This window comes from Acinetobacter sp. KB005 (genome assembly GCF_049949095.1).
Lineage (GTDB): Bacteria > Pseudomonadota > Gammaproteobacteria > Pseudomonadales > Moraxellaceae > Acinetobacter > Acinetobacter calcoaceticus.
On sequence record NZ_CP188191.1, the window covers coordinates 3,505,811 to 3,523,675 of the forward strand.

A 17,865-nucleotide genomic window follows, 5' to 3' on the forward strand; every position below is an offset into this window, starting at 1 on the left:
CATAATGACATGCTTATCTTAATGCATGTCATTATTCCAACATAAGTGATTACAGAACAGCAGCAGGATAAGAACCTAAAATACGAATCTCTTTCACCATTGGGCGAATATCATTAATCGCAGCAGCAACATTCTCTTGTTCGATATGACCTTCTAAATCGATAAAGAATACATATGCCCACTTTTCAGGTAATGCTGGACGAGTCTCAATACTTGTTAAGCTAATATTATGTTTTGCAAATGGCGCTAAAATTTCTAATAAAGCACCCGCACGATCATGCGCTGAAATCAATAATGAGGTTTTATCATTGCCACTTTGTGGAATTTTTTCACGGCCGATCACTAAGAAACGTGTTGTATTTTCCGGATTATCTTCAATATTGCTATGTAAGATTTCAAGGTTATACATGCCTGCTGCAATATCAGATGCAATCGCTGCCGAATGCCATTCATTACGAATACGACGTGCAGCTTCTGCATTTGAGTTTAAAGCAACGCGCTCAACACCCGGATAATGTGCATCTAACCATTGGCGACATTGAGCCAAAGTTTGTTGATGCGCATAAATCTGCTTAATACTGTCTTTACGTGTATTTTCAGAAACAAGGAATTGATGATGAATACGTAATTCAACTTCACCAATCACGTTTAAATTCGATGTTTTAAAGCAATCTAAAGTATGGTTTACAACACCTTCAGATGAGTTTTCAACTGGAACTACACCGTAATGTGCACTACCTGCTTCTACTTCACGGAAGACTTCATCAATTGTTGGAAGTGGGCGTACAACCGCATCTTTACCAAAATGCTTAAGTACAGCAGATTGAGTAAAAGTACCTTCTGGCCCTAAAAATGCAATACTTTGCGGCGCTTCTAAAGCAAGGCAAGCAGACATAATTTCACGGAACAAACGCGCCATGGTTACATCAGACAAAGGACCTTGATTGCGCTCCATGACTTTACGTAAGACTTGTGCTTCACGTTCAGGACGATAAAACAAAGGATTCTCTTCGGAAGCAAATTTAGCTTTCGCAACTGCTTCAGCAAGGCTTGCGCGTCGATTTAATAATTCTTGAATCTGTTGATCCACGCTATCAATATCTTCGCGAATTTGTTCTAAACTAAGAGAAGTCGTTTTGTTTTGATCATCGTTGATCATTGGAATGCAGCCTCAGCAAAATCATCTTTTAAACGAGAGTATAACAATAGTCTGCTTTGATTTGTTAGGCAATATGGCTGTATTGGCTTTTTTCATTAAACCATCTTGATCGGATTCCTCAGATCGCTTTATTTGATAATGATTTTCATTTATCATTTGCATAATAAATTTTATTCTTGTTTATTATGCATAACTCATTTTTCTTTTTATCTTGCAGTTTTCTTTTGAGCTCATTAGTAAGTGGCTCTGTTTTGGCTCAAACTTCTACACAAAATCAATCAAAAATCGTTTTTCAAAACAATCAAGCACAATTTCAAATTAACTCTAAAAATACAGGCCATGATTATCTTATTCAAATTTATAAACCACCCATTGCCCCACCCCAACATGGTTATCCCGTACTTTATATATTAGACGGAAATGCAACCTTTCCAAGTGCAGTCAATATTGCTCAATCTATTGGGGCAGGTTCTACAAAATTAGGTCTAGACCCGCTCATGATCGTCGCGGTCGGTTACCCTAAACAAAAAACTTTTGATGTACAAAAACGTGCTTATGACTACACCCCTAAACCTTCTGCTGAATTTCAGGCTCAAGGTAAATATAAATATGGTGGTGCTGATCAGTTTATTGCATTTTTAAATAACGAACTCAAACCTGAAATTGCAAAACAGTTTCCAATTAATAGCCAGCAGCAAAGTATTTATGGCCACTCATTTGGAGGGTTATTTGTGCTTTATCAATTTTTTCAAAAACCTGAAGCATTTCAACGTTACATCGCAGCCAGCCCTTCCCTCTGGTTTGATCAAGGCATGCTATTTCAAAAATTAACCTATTGGCAGAGTCAAAAACAAATTAATTCTCCTATGCTTTTGACTACAGTCGGCACCCATGAGCAAGGCGGACCTCGTACTCAATCTGCTCATAACTTTAACGAGAAAGATTTCTTTAAAGCTTTGGAAAACCGCCGCTCAGCCCAATTTGTTTATTGGCATTTTTACAATCCTGCTGAACAACATATTACCAATTTGTATGCGAGTTTGCCGAAAGCACTTATGTTTGCCGCATGCCAAAATTTAGAAAACTGCAAATCTTTATTTGATGAGCCTACAGAGCAAACAACTGAATAAAACCCACTTAAATTTTAAGAGGAGCATTCACTCCTCTTAAAGACAAAGCTCTTAATCGAGAGAATTAGTTATACTGTCTGAAGATGTCATAACAACAGTAAAATAGAATGAATAAAATTATTGTTTTAGGTCTACTGAGTTTAATTAGTGTCAGTCTAACGGCTTGTGGTGGCTGCCCCCTCATCGCGGGGTGCAATGGTACTGATCCGTCCCCGTACTATACAACTACTGCCAGCAATCAAGTTCGGGGCATTCCCGTGCCAGCCCAGACTAAACTCACCTACAAGTCACAACATTTTAGGCAGGAATTTCAGCAAATACATGCCTTAAAAGAGAAAAATTTAACAGCTATCGCGTTACCAGAAAATACGGCAATCGTTTGGGGAGGCATGCCAGTAGACATGTTTATACAGTTTTATAATCCCGAAATGAAAGGATTTTCAGTCTATCCTGCGAAAGGATTTAAAACAGAATTATCAAATGAGTTTTTACGTTTATGGGAAAGTTGTGAAAGTGATTTAAACATTAACCTAAAGGATCCTAATGACTGGTCATTTAATCCTAAAAATATGGAAATAACTGGTTGTGGTGTCGTCTTTCAAAAACGCAGTGAGTATACCGAAGACTCATTTCGTCAAGATGAAGCCGATGAGTTTTTAAAAAAGATGAATCATGCATTACAGCAATTACCGAAACAACAAGACTACCCTGTCATTCAACAAAAGACCAAATAGTTAAAAACAAAACAGCCTGTTCTAGGACAGGCTGTTTTTACTCTGCTTAATTAGGCTTTGCCAATTAATCCACGCGCTACGATTTCTTTCATAATTTCATTTGTACCACCGTAAATACGCTGAATTCGGGCATCTACAAAGAAACGAGAAATTGGATATTCAGTCATATAACCATAACCACCAAAAAGCTGAAGCAAGTTATCTGCAACTTTCATTTGCATATCGCTACTGAAACTTTTCAATGCTGCAGCCGTTTCTACATCTAGTTTACCTTCTTGATATAGAGCAATATTTCTTTCATAAAAAGCCGCTGTAGCAAGTTCATCAATTTTCGCTTGCGCCAAAACAAAACGCGTATTTTGGAATTGTGAAATGGGTTGACCAAATGCTTGGCGTTCTTTTACATAAGCCGTTGTCAAATCAATTGCACCACGGATTGCACCAATTGCAGTGGATGCAATTGCAGTACGTTCACGTGGTAATTCTTGCATTAAATAAGCAAAACCCTGCCCAGCTTGACCAAGTAGCTGGTTTTTAGGCACTTTCACATTGTCAAAAAACAGCTCAGATGTATCTTGAGAATGCAGGCCGATTTTGTCTAAATTTGTACCTTTTTTGAAGCCTTCCAGATGTGTATCTGCCAATAATAAAGACACGCCTTTAGCACGGGCTTGAGGATCAGTTTTTACTGCGAGCACAACAAGATCAGCATGTTGGCCATTTGAAATAAAGGTTTTTGAACCATTTAACACATAATGGTCATCTTGCAAAATGGCACTAGTACGCATTGATTGCAAATCCGAGCCTGCTCCAGGTTCAGTCATACCAATTGCACCAACCACTTCACCTGTTACCATTTTCGGCAACCAATATTGTTTCTGCTCTTCTGTCCCGATATGTAAAATATATGGTGCAGCAATTTCAGAATGACAAGAAATAGCTGTCGATAATGCACAAAAACCAGCACGTGCAGACTCTTCAACCAACATTAATGAATAGTATGTCGGTACCCCATAACCACCGTATTCTTCAGGGACATCCACACATAAATAGCCATTTTCGCCCAATTGGTTCCAAACAGAACGAGGCATAATGCCTTCACGTTCCCATTGGTCGTAGTGTGGTGCAATATGCTCACTCATAAAACGTTTAAAATTATCACGGAATAATTCTAAATCTGCATCGTATGCCAACATAATATTTTCCTTCAGCTTTATTGTTTTATCGAATCTCGTTGTTGTGCATGCTAATCATTTTTCAAGCAACTGTCATGGCATAGCTGCTCATTAAAACTGTACTTTTCAGTCAGCCAATAAAAAAGGAAGCCACAGCTTCCTTTTTTATATAGGTTTATTCGAATTAATCTAGACCTTCAGCGACTTGAGGAGTTTTTTGTTCCATCATTTTTCTGTCGACTTCATCCGGATTATTTAACGCTTCATTCAGCTTATCTTTATCTAAAGCCCCCACCCATTTAGCAACCACAATCGTTGCTAAAGAGTTACCGACAAGGTTGGTTAAAGCACGTGCTTCTGACATGAAACGGTCAATACCTAAGATTAATGCCAAGCCTGCAACAGGAATATGTCCTACAGCAGACAAAGTTGCTGCCATAACAATAAAGCCAGAGCCAGTTACACCCGCCGCCCCCTTAGATGAGATTAAGAGTACCAATAACAAAGTGATCTGATGTTGAATATCAAGCTGAGTATTCGTTGCTTGGGCAATAAAGATTGCAGCCATGGTCAAATAGATTGATGTTCCATCAAGGTTAAATGAATAACCTGTTGGAATAACTAAACCGACTACAGATTTTTCACAACCTGCAATTTCGAGTTTACGCAACATACGCGGCAAAACAGATTCAGAAGAAGATGTACCAAGTACAATTAATAACTCTTCACGAATCATGCGAATCATCTTGAGGATACTAAATCCACTAATACGGCTGATTGTACCCAAGATCAAGAAGATAAAGAGTAAACACGTAATATAGAAGCAAATGATGAGTTGCCCTAATTGTACGAGTGAACCAACACCATATTTACCGATAGTGAATGCCATCGCACCAAATGCGCCAATCGGAGCGAGTTTCATGACCATGTTCACAATGTTAAAGAACACATGTGCAACTTGATCAATAAATTTTAAAACTGGACGTCCTGCATCACCTAATTTATGTAAAGCAAAACCAAAGAGAATTGCAAAAAGAAGGACTTGTAAGATTTCACCATTTGCAAATGCACCAACCACCGTATCAGGGATGATATGCATTAAGAAATCAATGGTAGATTGTGACTCACCAGAACTGACGTATTTTTGAATGCCCGAAGTATCAAGAGTGGTAGGGTCAACATTCATCCCTACACCCGGTTTAGCGATGTTAATTACAACAAGGCCAATTAGAAGTGCAATTGTTGAAACAATTTCAAAGTATAACAAGGCAACGCCGCCAGTTTTTCCGACTGACTTCATGCTTTCCATGCCAGCAATACCGCTCACCACGGTACAGAAAATAACTGGAGCGATGATCATCTTGATCAAACGAATAAAGGCATCACCTAATGGCTTGAGTTTTTCACCTAAACCTGGAATATGCTGTTCGACACCATTGACAATTTGCGTTGAGCTTGGGGAAAAATGCCCTACCAAGATACCCGCAATAATCGCAATAATCACTTGAAAATAAAGTGATTTATAAATCGGTTTTTTAGCCATAACTTTACTTCAATCTATATTTCCAAGTCCGTTGGAAATACCAAAATGAAACGTCTATTCTTTACGAATACACAGCCCTAACCTTTCACATGAACACCGCAAAAGGGAAACGGTTCTTTGTAAACAAAAAACCTTCCTACTACCTCAATGAAAACAAAAAAAGTTGTTTTCTAAAACAGGAGAATACCTGAAGTTCCTAACTACTTTGAGTAGTTAGAAATAACCTCTTACTTTTTCAATAAAAAGCTGAAGATATAGGAGAATCACAGAAAATTATGATATGAGTGCTCAAAAAAGCACGAGAAAGTGTACTCGAATTAAATAATGATTCGATTAAATTTTTGGCTAATACGCGCAAAAAACACTCATGTGGCCCTAAGACTTTAGTATAAGAAACACTTTTGATATTTTTTCGACAGTTTTTTATGTCATATTGATTAAATACTTGTGGACATTTCATTTTGAGCTGCCTGCATCCCATCATTTTTATTGTTTTTGAACTACGATGAATACTAAACGTAATATCTATAAAGATGCTGAACATCCCTTTGCTCAATATGTCCGTATTTTAGGTAAAGGAAAAAGTGGTTCACGCTCTTTAAGCTATGAAGAAGCTTATCAAGCATTTACCATGATTTTAAAAGGTGAAGTGCTTGATGTGCAGTTAGGCGCTTTTTTAATGCTGCTTCGGGTTAAAGAAGAATCTATTGATGAACTCGCAGGATTTGTTCAAGCGACTAGAGACCAGCTTAATTTCCAACCTTTAGAAGTTGATTTAGACTGGTCATCTTATGCAGGTAAACGTAAACATTATCCGTGGTTCTTGTTAGCAGTCCTCACCCTTGCTCAACACGGTTATAAAATTGTTATGCACGGTGCATCAGGCCATACCCTTAACCGCGTCTATACCGAGCAGGTTTTAGAATATCTTGGTTATCCAATTTGTCATTCAGAACAAGAAGTGCGTACTCAGTTAGCAGAGCAAAATTTCGCTTACTTACCTTTAGACGTGATTTCACCTGTTTTAAGTGAACTGATTTCTTTAAGAAATGTGATGGGATTACGCTCACCTATTCATACTTTAGCCCGCTTAATAAATCCTTTTAATGCGAAAGCCACCTTACAAGCCATATTCCATCCAGCTTATAGAACTTCCCATCAACATAGTGCACTGCGCTTAGGCTATCAAAATAGTGCAGTCATTAAGGGTGAAGGCGGTGAATTTGAGCGAAATCCAGATGCAAAAACACTTATTTGCGGTATTAAAAATGGTGAACTCTATGAACATGAGTTACCAAAGCTCACACCTGAACGTAGTCCAACTGAAGAAGAATTAGATTTAGCAACTTTTAAAGCAGTATGGTTAGGTCAGCAGCACCATGAATACGGTGAAATGGCAGTAACAGAAACCATCGGAATTGCACTATATACCATGGGAGTTGTTCCTAGTTTTGAAGAGGCAATGCTGAAAGCAAAAGCGTTATGGAATAGTCGTTTCTAATATATGAATGACCAAGGTTATATCGGATAGCCTTGGTTTTAAGATTCAATATAATAAAAATCTGGCCAAAATGGATATTCCTGACCTGAAGAATGAATATTTCTTAGTTTCAAGTGATCACCTATTTTGATTGTAATCTTATTAGAATCGTAGGAACCCGAAAGATAAGCATCTCGTTGTTGACCAATAAGTGTCTTACAATATAAATGATGCGCTTTGATCTTTTGGGAGCTTCGTATTGTTTGCGACTCCAGCACCTGAATCCCAATCAATAACATGGGATAACCGTCGTTCTTTATACTTGTATATTTAGCCTGAGGTGAAGTGTATTTCCGACTCGCAACAACCTTCACGTTGAGTAAACATTCAATCGGCTGTTTGGCTGATGCAGCACCACTAAACAATATTAGAAATAATAGTACGTAAATAGGTTTTAAACGTTTCATAGGATTCTTTATTATATTTTGATAAACATAAAAAAAGCCCAGTAATCACTGAGCTTCTTAAATTAAACAAAACGAATTGGTTTAAATTCTGGCTCATGCTTGTGATGATCATCATCACACTCTTCACCTTCTTCTTTCGTACCACGGTCAATATAGCCGCTACGCTGTTCTTCTGGTAAGTTTTTCAACTCCCAAGCAATGACAGCTTGCATACAAGTCTCACGCTGCTCTTTTGTTAAAACAACGCCATTTGGCCATTTACCAATTTCTACTGCTGTTTTTAAACGCTCTACAATTTCAGGGTTTAAAACAGATAGCATTTGTTCAATATTCATGATTCATCTCTTTGAAAAGATTCAAAATCTTGGTTCCAACCAAGTTTGGTACGGCAGGCCATATAGAAATCATAACCTGGTGGATGCAATAAACTTAGTTTAAATGGATGTTTACGAATGTGTAAACTATCTCCGACATTCAGCGATATACTATGTTGTCCATCAGCACTCACCATCGGCAAAACTCGATTTTCGCGAATAACAATTTTAATTTCGCTTTGCCCGCCGACTACGATGGGACGTGATGACAATGTATGGGGATGCATTGGAACTAATGCAATCGCATCCATACTTGGATGTAAAATTGGTCCACCACCTGACAACGCATAAGCCGTTGATCCTGTTGGAGTAGAAACAATTAAACCATCGCTATGCTGGCGATAGACATATTGACCATCAATGTTGAGTTCAAAGTCAATCATATGGACGGACTTACCCGAATGCAAAACAACATCATTTAAAGCGATTGCATCATAAATAACTTCGCCATTTGTTCGTACTTCCATTTCAAGTAAGAAACGGCGATCAAGCTGGAAATGCCCTTGAAGCACTTGGTCAAGTTTAAAAATGGCTTCTGAAGGTTTGATATCAGTTAAAAAACCTAATCGCCCACGGTTAATGCCAATAACAGGGGTATTATAACGGACCAATGCTCTCGCTGCATGGAGTAGAGAACCATCGCCTCCAACCACAATAACTAAATCAGCAACTTCACCTAATAGATGACGGCTTACTATCTGTGCATGATCATAAGGCACTAATTCGGCTGTTTCCTGATCAAAAATGGGGTTCAAACCTAAGTTCAACAAATGATCATGAATTAAACATAGTGTTTCTACAACTGATGATTTATCTGGTCGACCGATTAACCCGACGTTTCTGAAGGACTTATGTGAAATTTGCACGAATGAGTAAGCTCCGCTGCGATACTCGGCTATAATAACATTAACCCGATTAATTTAAAAAAACATAACTACAAGATGCTGTAAAATTCAATCTAACTTTTCCAATTATTCACAGTTTTATCATTGCAAATTGATGACAAGCTATCGCATCATTACAGGCATTGTTAGGGTTTTATCTCATTTTTATGAAGTTTGAACGTGGTATCGGTTTCTTTGCACTAATCTTTTCCATTTTGGTCATTGGTGCTTTTATTGCTCTTAGTATCTATCTGATTCGTTTAGATAATATTATCCGTGAAAAATTTGAAGGACAGCGGTGGGATATTCCTGCCAAAGTGTTTGCACGACCTTTGGAAATTTATAACAACGCGCCTATTTCTCAAGCAAATTTCACTCAAGAATTAAAGTTATTGGGTTACAAAACTTCAAGTAATTATGACAAGTCTGGAAGCTATGTTGCTCAAGGCAGCAATATGTATATCCACACACGTGGTTTTGACTACGGTGATAGTGTTGAACCTGAACAAGTCTTAGAGTTAAGTTTTGCAAATGATCAAGTTGTTGAAGTTAGAAGTACTAAACCTTCTTCAACCGGCGTTGCACGCTTAGAACCGCTACTCATTGGAGGAATTTATCCTCAACACAATGAAGACCGTGTACTCATTAAACTGAATAATGTTCCTAAACCACTCATTGAAGCTTTAATTTCTACAGAAGACCGTAATTTTTATCATCATCATGGTATTTCAATTCGCGGTACGGCTCGTGCACTAGTGAGTAATGTCACTGGTGGAAAACGTCAAGGTGGCTCAACCCTGACCCAACAATTAGTTAAAAACTTCTATCTCACCCCTGAACGCACACTAAAACGTAAAGTCAATGAAGCATTAATGGCTTTACTCATCGAACTGCATTACAGCAAAGATGAAATTTTAGAAGCGTATTTAAATGAAGTGAATCTGGGCCAAAATGGTAGCTATTCAATTAATGGTTATGGTTTGGCTTCACAATTTTATTTCGGTTTGCCATTACGTGAGCTAAGTGTTGCACAACAAGCTTATTTAGTCGGTTTAGTGCAAGGCCCTTCTTTATATAACCCTTGGAAAAATCCTGAAGGGGCAAAAAAACGCCGCGATACAGTGTTAAATAACATGCGTGTGATGGGTTATTTAACTCAAGCCGAATATGAAGATGAAATTGCACGTCCTTTAAATGTGTTAAGTAAACCAAGTTTAGGCCCTGCAAAATTCCCAGACTTTTTAGATATTGTACGTCGTCAATTACGTACAGAGTATCAAGAAAGTGATTTAACCAATCAGGGATTACGTATTTTTACGACCTTAGATCCAATTACTCAAACTCAAGTTCAAAATGCGTTTAAAGCTTCAGTAGATCGCTTAGCCAACAGCAACCCAGCACGTTTGAAAAATCTACAAGGTGCTGTACTGATCGCACATCCTGAAAATGGTGAGTTAGTTGCAGCGGTTGGTTCTACACAAGACTTTACTGGTTTTAACCGTGCTTTAGATGCGAAACGTCAAGTCGGTTCTTTATTGAAACCTGTGATTTATTTAAGTGCTATTGAATCTGGACGTTATAACTGGGCAAGCCAAATTGAAGATGCGCAGATCAGTGTTCCTGTAGATGGTGGTAAGAGCTGGACACCTAAAAACTATAGCGGTGGTGGACATGGTGTAGTCAGTCTGAGTGAGGCATTAGCAAACTCATACAACCTATCTGCTGTACGCTTGGGTCAAGAATTTGGTCTATCTACATTTAGCAATAATTTAAGAAAGTTTGGTGTTGAGTCAACGATTCCTGCCTACCCTTCTATTTTCCTTGGGGCAGTCAATATGTCACCAATGGAAGTACTTGGAATTTATGAAAACTTCGCTACAGGCGGTTTTAAATATCCAACTCGTGCGATTCGATCTGTCGTAGATGCCAATGGTCGTCTGCTTGACCGTTATGGCCTGAATGTTCAACAAACGATTGATCCGGCTGTTGGCTATATCATGAATTATGGTTTACAACAGGTCATGTCTTCGGGTACTGGTCGTTCAGCCTATAGCAGCTTATCTCCAGCTTTAAAATTGGCTGGTAAATCAGGTACGACTAACGATACACGTGACTCATGGTTTGCGGGTTACTCAGGTAATCACGTTGCTGTAGTTTGGTTAGGTTTAGATGACAACAAAGTGACTGGCCTAACAGGTTCATCTGGTGCATTGCCAGTATGGACTAACGTGATGAAACAGTTACGCCAAACTCCTGTGAATATACGTCAACCAGACACTGTACAGTGGCAGTGGATTGACCGTGCAACGGGTGATTTATCTGCTCAGGCTTGTGATGGTGCTATGTATATTCCGATGCTAACGCATACGGTTCCACATCGTGCTACGCCATGTGCAGCACCGTATTATCAAGTTGATCCAACATATACGCCACAAAGTGATAACACAACTCCAGACTCTCAGGATGATAATACCGACAGTTATATTCGTGAAAGTGAAAGCCAGATGCAACAAGATCTGTCAAATAACTCACGTGTGATTTCAAGTGGTAGTTATAACAACTAAGCGTTAACAGGAAAGTAGGATATGTTGAAGAAAGGTGTTTTTTATATTGGTGCTGTACTTATGGTCGGCTGTACAACTTTGCCTGATCATTCCGACTCCAAAGAAAAAACACCGGCCCCACCAGTGAAGAAGAATACGGAAACTCCATCGGGTGTAAAAATTACACCTTATGAACATCCGGAAATTCAACGCAAAAATTTACAGGTTATTGTTCCGCAGCAAAAAAAGCCTCAACATTTTAGTGATGATGGAAGTCAATTACCTGCATTTAAAGTCTTAATGCAAAAAACCCAACAGGCTTACAAAAACCAGCAATGGTCAGAAGCTGAACGCTATGCGCTTCAAGCACAGCGTTTAGCTCCTCAAGCCGCAGAAACATATCTATTTCTTGCCCTTACGGCAAATCATAAGCAGCAATATTCTAATGCCGAATCTCTAGCGCGACGTGGTTTAAGTTTTGCCCAAAGTCAGGCCATGAAAAAGCAGCTTTGGTTGACCATCTTAAAAGCTGGACAACAACGCAATAATCAAAAAACTGTTCAAGAAGCGCAACAAGCATTAAAAGCCCTCTAGCTTTTAATGCTTTTCTATTTTCTTATTAGAAATTACGAATACCTGCTAAGCCATATGCACCATGCTTTTGTGCAGTAGCTAAATCATCAGGATGCACTCCTCCCAATGCAAAAACCGGAATCTGGCTTTTTTGGGCTAGATCAGCAAAACGTTCCCAACCTAATGCTAAGGCTTCTGGATGGGTGGTTGTCGGTTTTACAGGACTAATAAAAACAGCATCACAGCCAATTTGCTGAGCATGCTGTAAAGAAACTGCATCGTGGCAAGCAGCAATAAAACGTAAGCCTACTGTTAAATCGCCCTTATGCAAGTTCATGAGCTGAGATTGTTTTAAATGAACGGTCTTAATCTGTTTCTTTAACTCAGGACTCAACTGCTGCCAAATATCTGTATTAATAATTAAGTTTGATAACTGATTTTCATCTAAAGCACTTAATTGTTCTAAATACCTCTGATCAGCATCAGCTTCTTCTATACGCCAATACAATAAAGTATCACTGCCTTCTACAAGTGTAAGCATATTGCTGATTTTGATGAGATGAGGCCAATACAATCTTTTTATGATGTCTTTATTGGCTTTTGGAAAGTTTAAGTGAAGTAATTGTTCCCTTGTGTACCATGCCCATGGCTGATGAATAAGATTTAATAGTTCATCAGGCACATAACTATGGAATAAATGTAAATTGACAATAATGTCATCATATTCATGGTGAATATAATCAAATTGATGCCAATCTTTTAAACCAATACCCACTTCTTCATAGATTTCACGGCGGCAGGCTTCTTCTGGTGTTTCATCCTGCTCAACCTTTCCTCCAGGAAACTCATGCTTTCCACCTTGATGCTGCTGCTCTTCGCGCCATCCTACTAATATTTTTCCACGATGGATCAAGATTGCTATAGCGACATCGACTATTGGTTTGGGCATCTTTTTACTCTCTAAAACTTTTCTCAAGTGTAAGCAAATTTTATCATTTTATAAAATTTTAAAAATCTCATTGACAGATCTATTCGATAATGATTATCATTTAAATCGTTCAAGAACATACCACGGAGCACAACAAATGAACGCACCTTTTAGCTTATTTACTCGTAACAATGAAACAGCTCATGCCTTACCAATGTTACATTCTAACAACCTCTTTGCATTAGGCCGTGAAATCCGCATTATGCATGCTGGCGAGGAATATCGTTTACGCCTCACTCGCAATAATCGTCTGATTTTAACTAAATAAAAATACACTCGCGTTTCAATAATATTCGTGGGAAAACAAAAAATGGATAGCATGGGTAACCATGCTATTTTTTATAAAGGTAGATTAACCTCCACCCTCAAACCACCCTGTTCAGCATGCATAAAATGTAATTCACCATTATGCAATTCAATAATTTTTCGTGTAATCGAAATTCCCAACCCTGAACCTTGCTGCTGAGTACCTAATACTCGAAAAAAACGCTGTCCTAAACGTTGCAATACCTCATCATCTACACCATTTCCTGTATCTTCTATAGCGACCTTAATTTGCTGTTCATCCTGACCAATCTCAACATGAATAGAGCCTAAAGTCGGGCTATAACGAATGGCATTATCGAATAAATTTCTAAAAGCAATAAATAGTAATTCTTCATTCGCAAGGGTTTTAGTTTCTGTCGACAAGGTATTTGTTTCTATCAACATTTGTTTAGCTTGCGCATCTAAAGTTACAGTTTCAATGACTCTAGCCAATAAATAATTTAAATCGATAATCGTCTTGGGAAGTTGTGGCTGCTCTGCTTCATTGGGTTCTAAGCGAGCCAGAAGGAGAAGGTTTTCAAGTATTTTTGTACTTCTTGAAACGTCTTCTTGTATGCGCTCAAAGTCCTGATGAAGCTCTGGAACATGTTGATATTTACGCTGTAAAACCTGAAGACGCATTTGTATAGCAGATAATGGAGATCGTAACTCATGTGAAGCATCTGCGGTAAAACGCTGTTCAGCAACGAGAGCCCTTTGCAACCTTGCAAGTAATTGGTTTAGCGCATCAATCACAGGTTGAATTTCTGTAATGACATCTGGGTCTTGAATAGGTTCTAAATTTGATGCTGTTTTTTGGGCAATACGTTTAGAGAGTAAATTTAACGCAGCCAATTGTTGCTCGGTACGCCAACTTACAATGACCCATTGCAATAGCCAGAACAACACCATAAGGCCGCTATACCCAGCAAGTGCTTTAAGTACTTCTTCGATACGTGTACTGATTGGCTGAAAGACTTCAACCTGTAGTTGAGAGTCTTCTTGTTGTGCAGCCAGACTACGCCATAATTGACCATCAAACCAAAAATATGAAAAACCTTCTGATAAATTACCTTGTTCAAAAAGCTCGTGCTGATAGCTATGAGAGTGAGTAAGTAATTGCCCAGAACTTAATAATTCATACTGAATATCAAATTCGTCACTGAGCTCATCAAACTGTTTCATAGAGTGTTGAGAAAGATCAGAAACCAGCAAAGTATCTGAAATTTCATCCATGATTTCGTCTTGCACTGACATGTTGTGATAAACAGAAAATATGGTGAGTAAGCTTAAAGCCAGCAAGCCCACCACGACACTACTCCACATCGTGGTTTTAACCAGTTGCGACTGCAAGGATGAGCGATTAGATTTCATTTTAAATCTCCCATACGGTAGCCTAACCCCCGTATGGTTTTAATGCTGCTACTTCCGATTTTTTTTCGGAGCTGATAAATAAATACTTCTATCGCGTTACTTTCAATTTCTTCACCCCATGCATAGAGCGCTTCTTCTAATTGATCACGGGTAATAATATGCTCAGGATGAACCATAAGCTTACGTAAAATTTGGAACTCTTTAGCTGTTAAATCAATAGACTTGCCAGCACATGATACAACTTTTGCTTGTGTATCGAGTTGCAGATCGCCCCATGTTAAAACCGATTGCTGACTCAACGTTTGCTTGCGTAATTGAGCGCGGATTCGAGCAGATAGCTCTTCTAAGCTAAAAGGCTTAACCAAATAATCATTTGCACCTAAATCTAGTCCTTCTACTCGGTCATGAATACTGTCACGTGCTGTAATGAAAATAACAGGAACATTTTTTTGTTTATGGCGGATCGTTGTTAAAACTTTTTCACCAGCCAGTTGAGGTAACCCCCGATCAAGCAAAATACAGTCATAATCATGCTGTTCAATTGCTGTAAGCGCATAATCACCTCTTTCAACCCAATCTACCTGATAACCGTCTAACTCTAACCACGATTGAATACTTTCAGCTTGAGAGCGATCATCTTCTGCAAGCAAAATTCTCATCTATTTTTCCTGTTATATCCTAATTTGATCTTGCCAAGTCTTTATAAAAAAAGCAAAGCCGCATCATTTAAATGCGGCTAAAAGTAGTATATCTAGAGATCAATTCATTAGAACTGAACTTGATCCACATCAATTTCTACACGTTTTAAAGGCTTATAGTCGATATCTACTTCACCAATTAAGGTTACATTTGTATTTGGTGAAATAGGACGACCTTGCCAAAGTTCATCATCTACATCAACCGTAATGCTACCTGTCTTGTCACGAAATTGGTATTTTTCATCGCCTAAAGATTTTACAACCTGACCATGTACTTTGACCGGTGTATTATCTTTAGCCGTTAATGCATGCTTAACAGTTGTTACAGCTACTGGAGCAATTGCTGCCTGATTCACAGGTGTATTCGCCATAGCGACACTAGCAGCTGTTAGACCTGTAGTTATTATCATTGCTTTAAGCATTTTCATAAGATTACCTTTTTAATCACATCTTGGAATAACATAAGTACATCATGCATAAATGAGGTGAATCTTAAGAAAAAGTTAATTTAATGGCACAACCCGTAATACCTCTTCTAATGTCGTAAGACCATCAATGACTTTGCGTGCACCCGCAATTCTCAAGGGTTCTATACCTTCTTTTTTAGTTTGTGTCCTTAAATCATTTAAGGTCATATGGCTACTAATCAGATGCTTAAGCTCAAGACTGACTGGCATAAATTCATAAATACCGACTCGCCCTTTATAGCCTGTATGACGACATTGTTCACAACCTACTGCCTGATAAACTTTTTCTGGCATGTCCATAATGTAATCGAATGTGAGGTGTTGCCACTCGTCCTCATTAATATGAGTTTGCTGTTTGCAGTGCGGACAAAGCTGTCGTACTAAACGCTGTGCGAGAACACCCAAAATTGTGGCTGCTGTTAAAAATGGCTGCACGCCTAAATCATGCAAGCGAGTTAAACTAGACGGCGCATCATTGGTATGTAAAGTTGATAATACCAAATGACCTGTTAATGCAGCCTGAATGGCCATATTCGCTGTATCTTGATCACGAATTTCCCCAATCATAATAATATCGGGGTCTTGACGCATGAGCGCACGAACACCATCTGCAAAGCCTAATTCAATTGCATTGTTGACCTGCATCTGGTTAAAACTAGGCTCTAACATTTCAATTGGATCTTCAATGGTACAGACATTGACCTGATCAGTTGCGAGCTGCTTTAACGAAGAATATAGCGTGGTCGTTTTACCTGAACCTGTAGGACCAGTGACTAAAATAATGCCATGGCTATTTTTTGTTAGCTGTTGCCACTGTTGTAATAAACTCTCTTCAAAACCCAGTTGATGAAAAGAACGTACCAGCACATCGGGATCGAAAATACGCATAACCAGTTTTTCACCAAAGGCTGTTGGCAAGGTTGATAAACGTAGCTCTGTTTCTTGCCCCTTTGGCGTCCGAGTTTTTAATCGACCATCTTGCGGTTTGCGCTTTTCGGCGACATTTAAACGTCCTAAAATTTTAATACGAGCAATCACTGCGGTTAGCGTATTTGAAGGCATGTTGTAAATGGTGTGCAAAACACCATCGATACGGAACCTGACTTTGCCATTGTCCTTACGCGGTTCCATATGAATGTCACTGGCACTCTGCTCAAACGCAAACTGTAAAATCCAGTCGACTAATTTCACAATATGCTGATCATTGGCATCTGGGTTTTGACTATCCCCAAGTTGTAAAAGAGCCTCAACATTTTTATTATCACGATCATGAGATGCATCTTTTTGAGCTGAGTTTACCGCTCGACTGACCTGATAATATTCTCGTAAATAACGTTGCAACTGTTCGGGATTAAGTAATACCCGCTCAATTTTTTTAGGAGCTAGACTTCGTTCAAGATTATTGAGCCAATCTGTTTGAAATGGCTGGTCTGTTCCAATCACAATTCGATCGGCATGGATTTCAACAGCTAAAATATGATTACGAATAGCAAATTCTTGCGACATTACCTGAGTTAAAGCACTCACATCTGCCTTTAAAGGATCAATGACAAATAAAGGTAGCTGAACCCGATCTGCAAACCATAAACACAAACGGTTTAAACTTAAATGGGCCTGTGTGTGCTGCTGATCTTTTAAATTAAAATGTGCAATCCACTGTAAAGGATGCCACTTCAACTGATCTTTTTGGCGGTGGCTTGACTGTACCAGTAATTTATCTCGTTCTGTGATACGGCCTTCTTGTAATAGTTGTTCTAGACACCAATAGGTATCTATTTCTACATGTGCATTCATGCGTTATCCCCAATATATTTTCATAATATAGCAGAGATGTTTTAGATTTAGCTCACCCCAAAATCTTTAAATCCATTATTTAAATATCCTTCAACTTCAAATAATTAAACCAATTCTCAACTTGATATTTTTTTGCGTCATAGGTCATGTTTATAAAAATATTCTGTATGTTGCTA

General features: G+C 38.5%; 17 protein-coding genes. 6 read left to right on the top strand and 11 right to left on the bottom strand.

All coding sequences use genetic code 11. From position 1 onward, the window contains the following. Positions 1-49: 49 nt before the first annotated feature. Positions 50-1,159 (bottom strand): prephenate dehydratase, encoded by a 1,110-nt coding sequence (pheA, locus tag ACPF64_RS16790; RefSeq protein WP_003650703.1) that lies wholly within the window; start codon positions 1,157-1,159, stop codon positions 50-52. A gap of 185 nt (positions 1,160-1,344) precedes the next feature. On the opposite strand from pheA, the gene ACPF64_RS16795 reads away from it, so the two are divergent. Together ACPF64_RS16795 and ACPF64_RS16800 are read left to right on the top strand one after the other, a co-directional pair. Beyond that, positions 1,345-2,289, top strand: a complete 945-nt coding sequence (locus tag ACPF64_RS16795; protein ID WP_005046107.1) for an alpha/beta hydrolase — start codon at positions 1,345-1,347, stop codon at positions 2,287-2,289. Positions 2,290-2,396: 107 nt separating this feature from the next. Continuing rightward, entirely contained in the window at positions 2,397-3,023 is a 627-nt protein-coding gene (locus ACPF64_RS16800; protein ID WP_426454671.1) for a hypothetical protein, read from the top strand. A 50-nt stretch (positions 3,024-3,073) separates the two neighbouring features. Here the strand turns inward: ACPF64_RS16800 and ACPF64_RS16805 are convergent, their stop codons facing one another. Both ACPF64_RS16805 and ACPF64_RS16810 read right to left on the bottom strand, forming a co-directional pair. After that, positions 3,074-4,219 (bottom strand): acyl-CoA dehydrogenase family protein, encoded by a 1,146-nt coding sequence (locus ACPF64_RS16805; RefSeq protein WP_056481145.1) that lies wholly within the window; start codon positions 4,217-4,219, stop codon positions 3,074-3,076. A gap of 163 nt (positions 4,220-4,382) precedes the next feature. Further along, positions 4,383-5,741, bottom strand: coding sequence for a dicarboxylate/amino acid:cation symporter (locus ACPF64_RS16810; RefSeq protein ID WP_133746983.1), 1,359 nt, complete (start codon positions 5,739-5,741; stop codon positions 4,383-4,385). 505 nt (positions 5,742-6,246) lie between these two features. On the opposite strand from ACPF64_RS16810, the gene ACPF64_RS16815 reads away from it, so the two are divergent. Next, on the top strand, positions 6,247-7,242 hold the full coding sequence (locus ACPF64_RS16815) for a glycosyl transferase family protein (RefSeq protein ID WP_426454674.1): 996 nt from the start codon (positions 6,247-6,249) through the stop codon (positions 7,240-7,242). Positions 7,243-7,280: 38 nt separating this feature from the next. On the opposite strand, the gene ACPF64_RS16820 is transcribed toward ACPF64_RS16815, so the two are convergent. From ACPF64_RS16820 to ACPF64_RS16830, 3 genes are all read right to left on the bottom strand, one after another. After that, entirely contained in the window at positions 7,281-7,688 is a 408-nt protein-coding gene (locus ACPF64_RS16820; protein ID WP_426454676.1) for a hypothetical protein, read from the bottom strand. 62 nt (positions 7,689-7,750) lie between these two features. Beyond that, positions 7,751-8,023: a YeaC family protein gene (locus ACPF64_RS16825; protein WP_004643467.1), complete on the bottom strand. Its 273-nt coding sequence runs from the start codon at positions 8,021-8,023 to the stop codon at positions 7,751-7,753. Then, entirely contained in the window at positions 8,020-8,928 is a 909-nt protein-coding gene (locus tag ACPF64_RS16830) for an NAD(+) kinase (RefSeq protein ID WP_003650688.1), read from the bottom strand. Before ACPF64_RS16830 ends, ACPF64_RS16825 begins: the two co-directional genes overlap by 4 nt. A gap of 185 nt (positions 8,929-9,113) precedes the next feature. Here ACPF64_RS16830 and mrcB point away from each other — a divergent pair, with 185 nt between their 5' ends. Then, a complete protein-coding gene (gene mrcB / locus ACPF64_RS16835) occupies positions 9,114-11,510 on the top strand; it encodes a penicillin-binding protein 1B (protein WP_426454679.1) in 2,397 nt (798 codons plus the stop codon). A gap of 21 nt (positions 11,511-11,531) precedes the next feature. After that, complete coding sequence (locus ACPF64_RS16840; RefSeq protein WP_151826465.1) at positions 11,532-12,083, top strand: tetratricopeptide repeat protein; 552 nt, start codon at positions 11,532-11,534, stop codon at positions 12,081-12,083. 25 nt (positions 12,084-12,108) lie between these two features. Here ACPF64_RS16840 and ACPF64_RS16845 read toward each other — a convergent pair whose 3' ends face one another. Continuing rightward, a complete protein-coding gene (locus ACPF64_RS16845) occupies positions 12,109-13,011 on the bottom strand; it encodes an NUDIX domain-containing protein (protein WP_426454681.1) in 903 nt (300 codons plus the stop codon). A gap of 136 nt (positions 13,012-13,147) precedes the next feature. On the opposite strand from ACPF64_RS16845, the gene hemP reads away from it, so the two are divergent. Beyond that, on the top strand, positions 13,148-13,318 hold the full coding sequence (gene hemP / locus ACPF64_RS16850; protein ID WP_004643472.1) for a hemin uptake protein HemP: 171 nt from the start codon (positions 13,148-13,150) through the stop codon (positions 13,316-13,318). 71 nt (positions 13,319-13,389) lie between these two features. Here hemP and ACPF64_RS16855 read toward each other — a convergent pair whose 3' ends face one another. From ACPF64_RS16855 to ACPF64_RS16870, 4 genes are all read right to left on the bottom strand, one after another. Continuing rightward, complete coding sequence (locus tag ACPF64_RS16855; RefSeq protein ID WP_151826463.1) at positions 13,390-14,730, bottom strand: sensor histidine kinase; 1,341 nt, start codon at positions 14,728-14,730, stop codon at positions 13,390-13,392. Next, entirely contained in the window at positions 14,727-15,389 is a 663-nt protein-coding gene (locus tag ACPF64_RS16860) for a response regulator transcription factor (protein ID WP_004643474.1), read from the bottom strand. The genes ACPF64_RS16855 and ACPF64_RS16860 overlap by 4 nt, the downstream gene beginning before the upstream one ends. Positions 15,390-15,496: 107 nt before the next feature. Then, positions 15,497-15,856 carry a NirD/YgiW/YdeI family stress tolerance protein gene (locus ACPF64_RS16865; RefSeq protein WP_426454684.1) on the bottom strand — a complete coding sequence of 120 codons (360 nt, stop codon included), beginning with the start codon at positions 15,854-15,856 and terminating at the stop codon, positions 15,497-15,499. A 75-nt stretch (positions 15,857-15,931) separates the two neighbouring features. Beyond that, positions 15,932-17,689 carry a GspE/PulE family protein gene (locus ACPF64_RS16870; protein WP_426454686.1) on the bottom strand — a complete coding sequence of 586 codons (1,758 nt, stop codon included), beginning with the start codon at positions 17,687-17,689 and terminating at the stop codon, positions 15,932-15,934. Between the last annotated feature and the right edge of the window lie 176 nt (positions 17,690-17,865).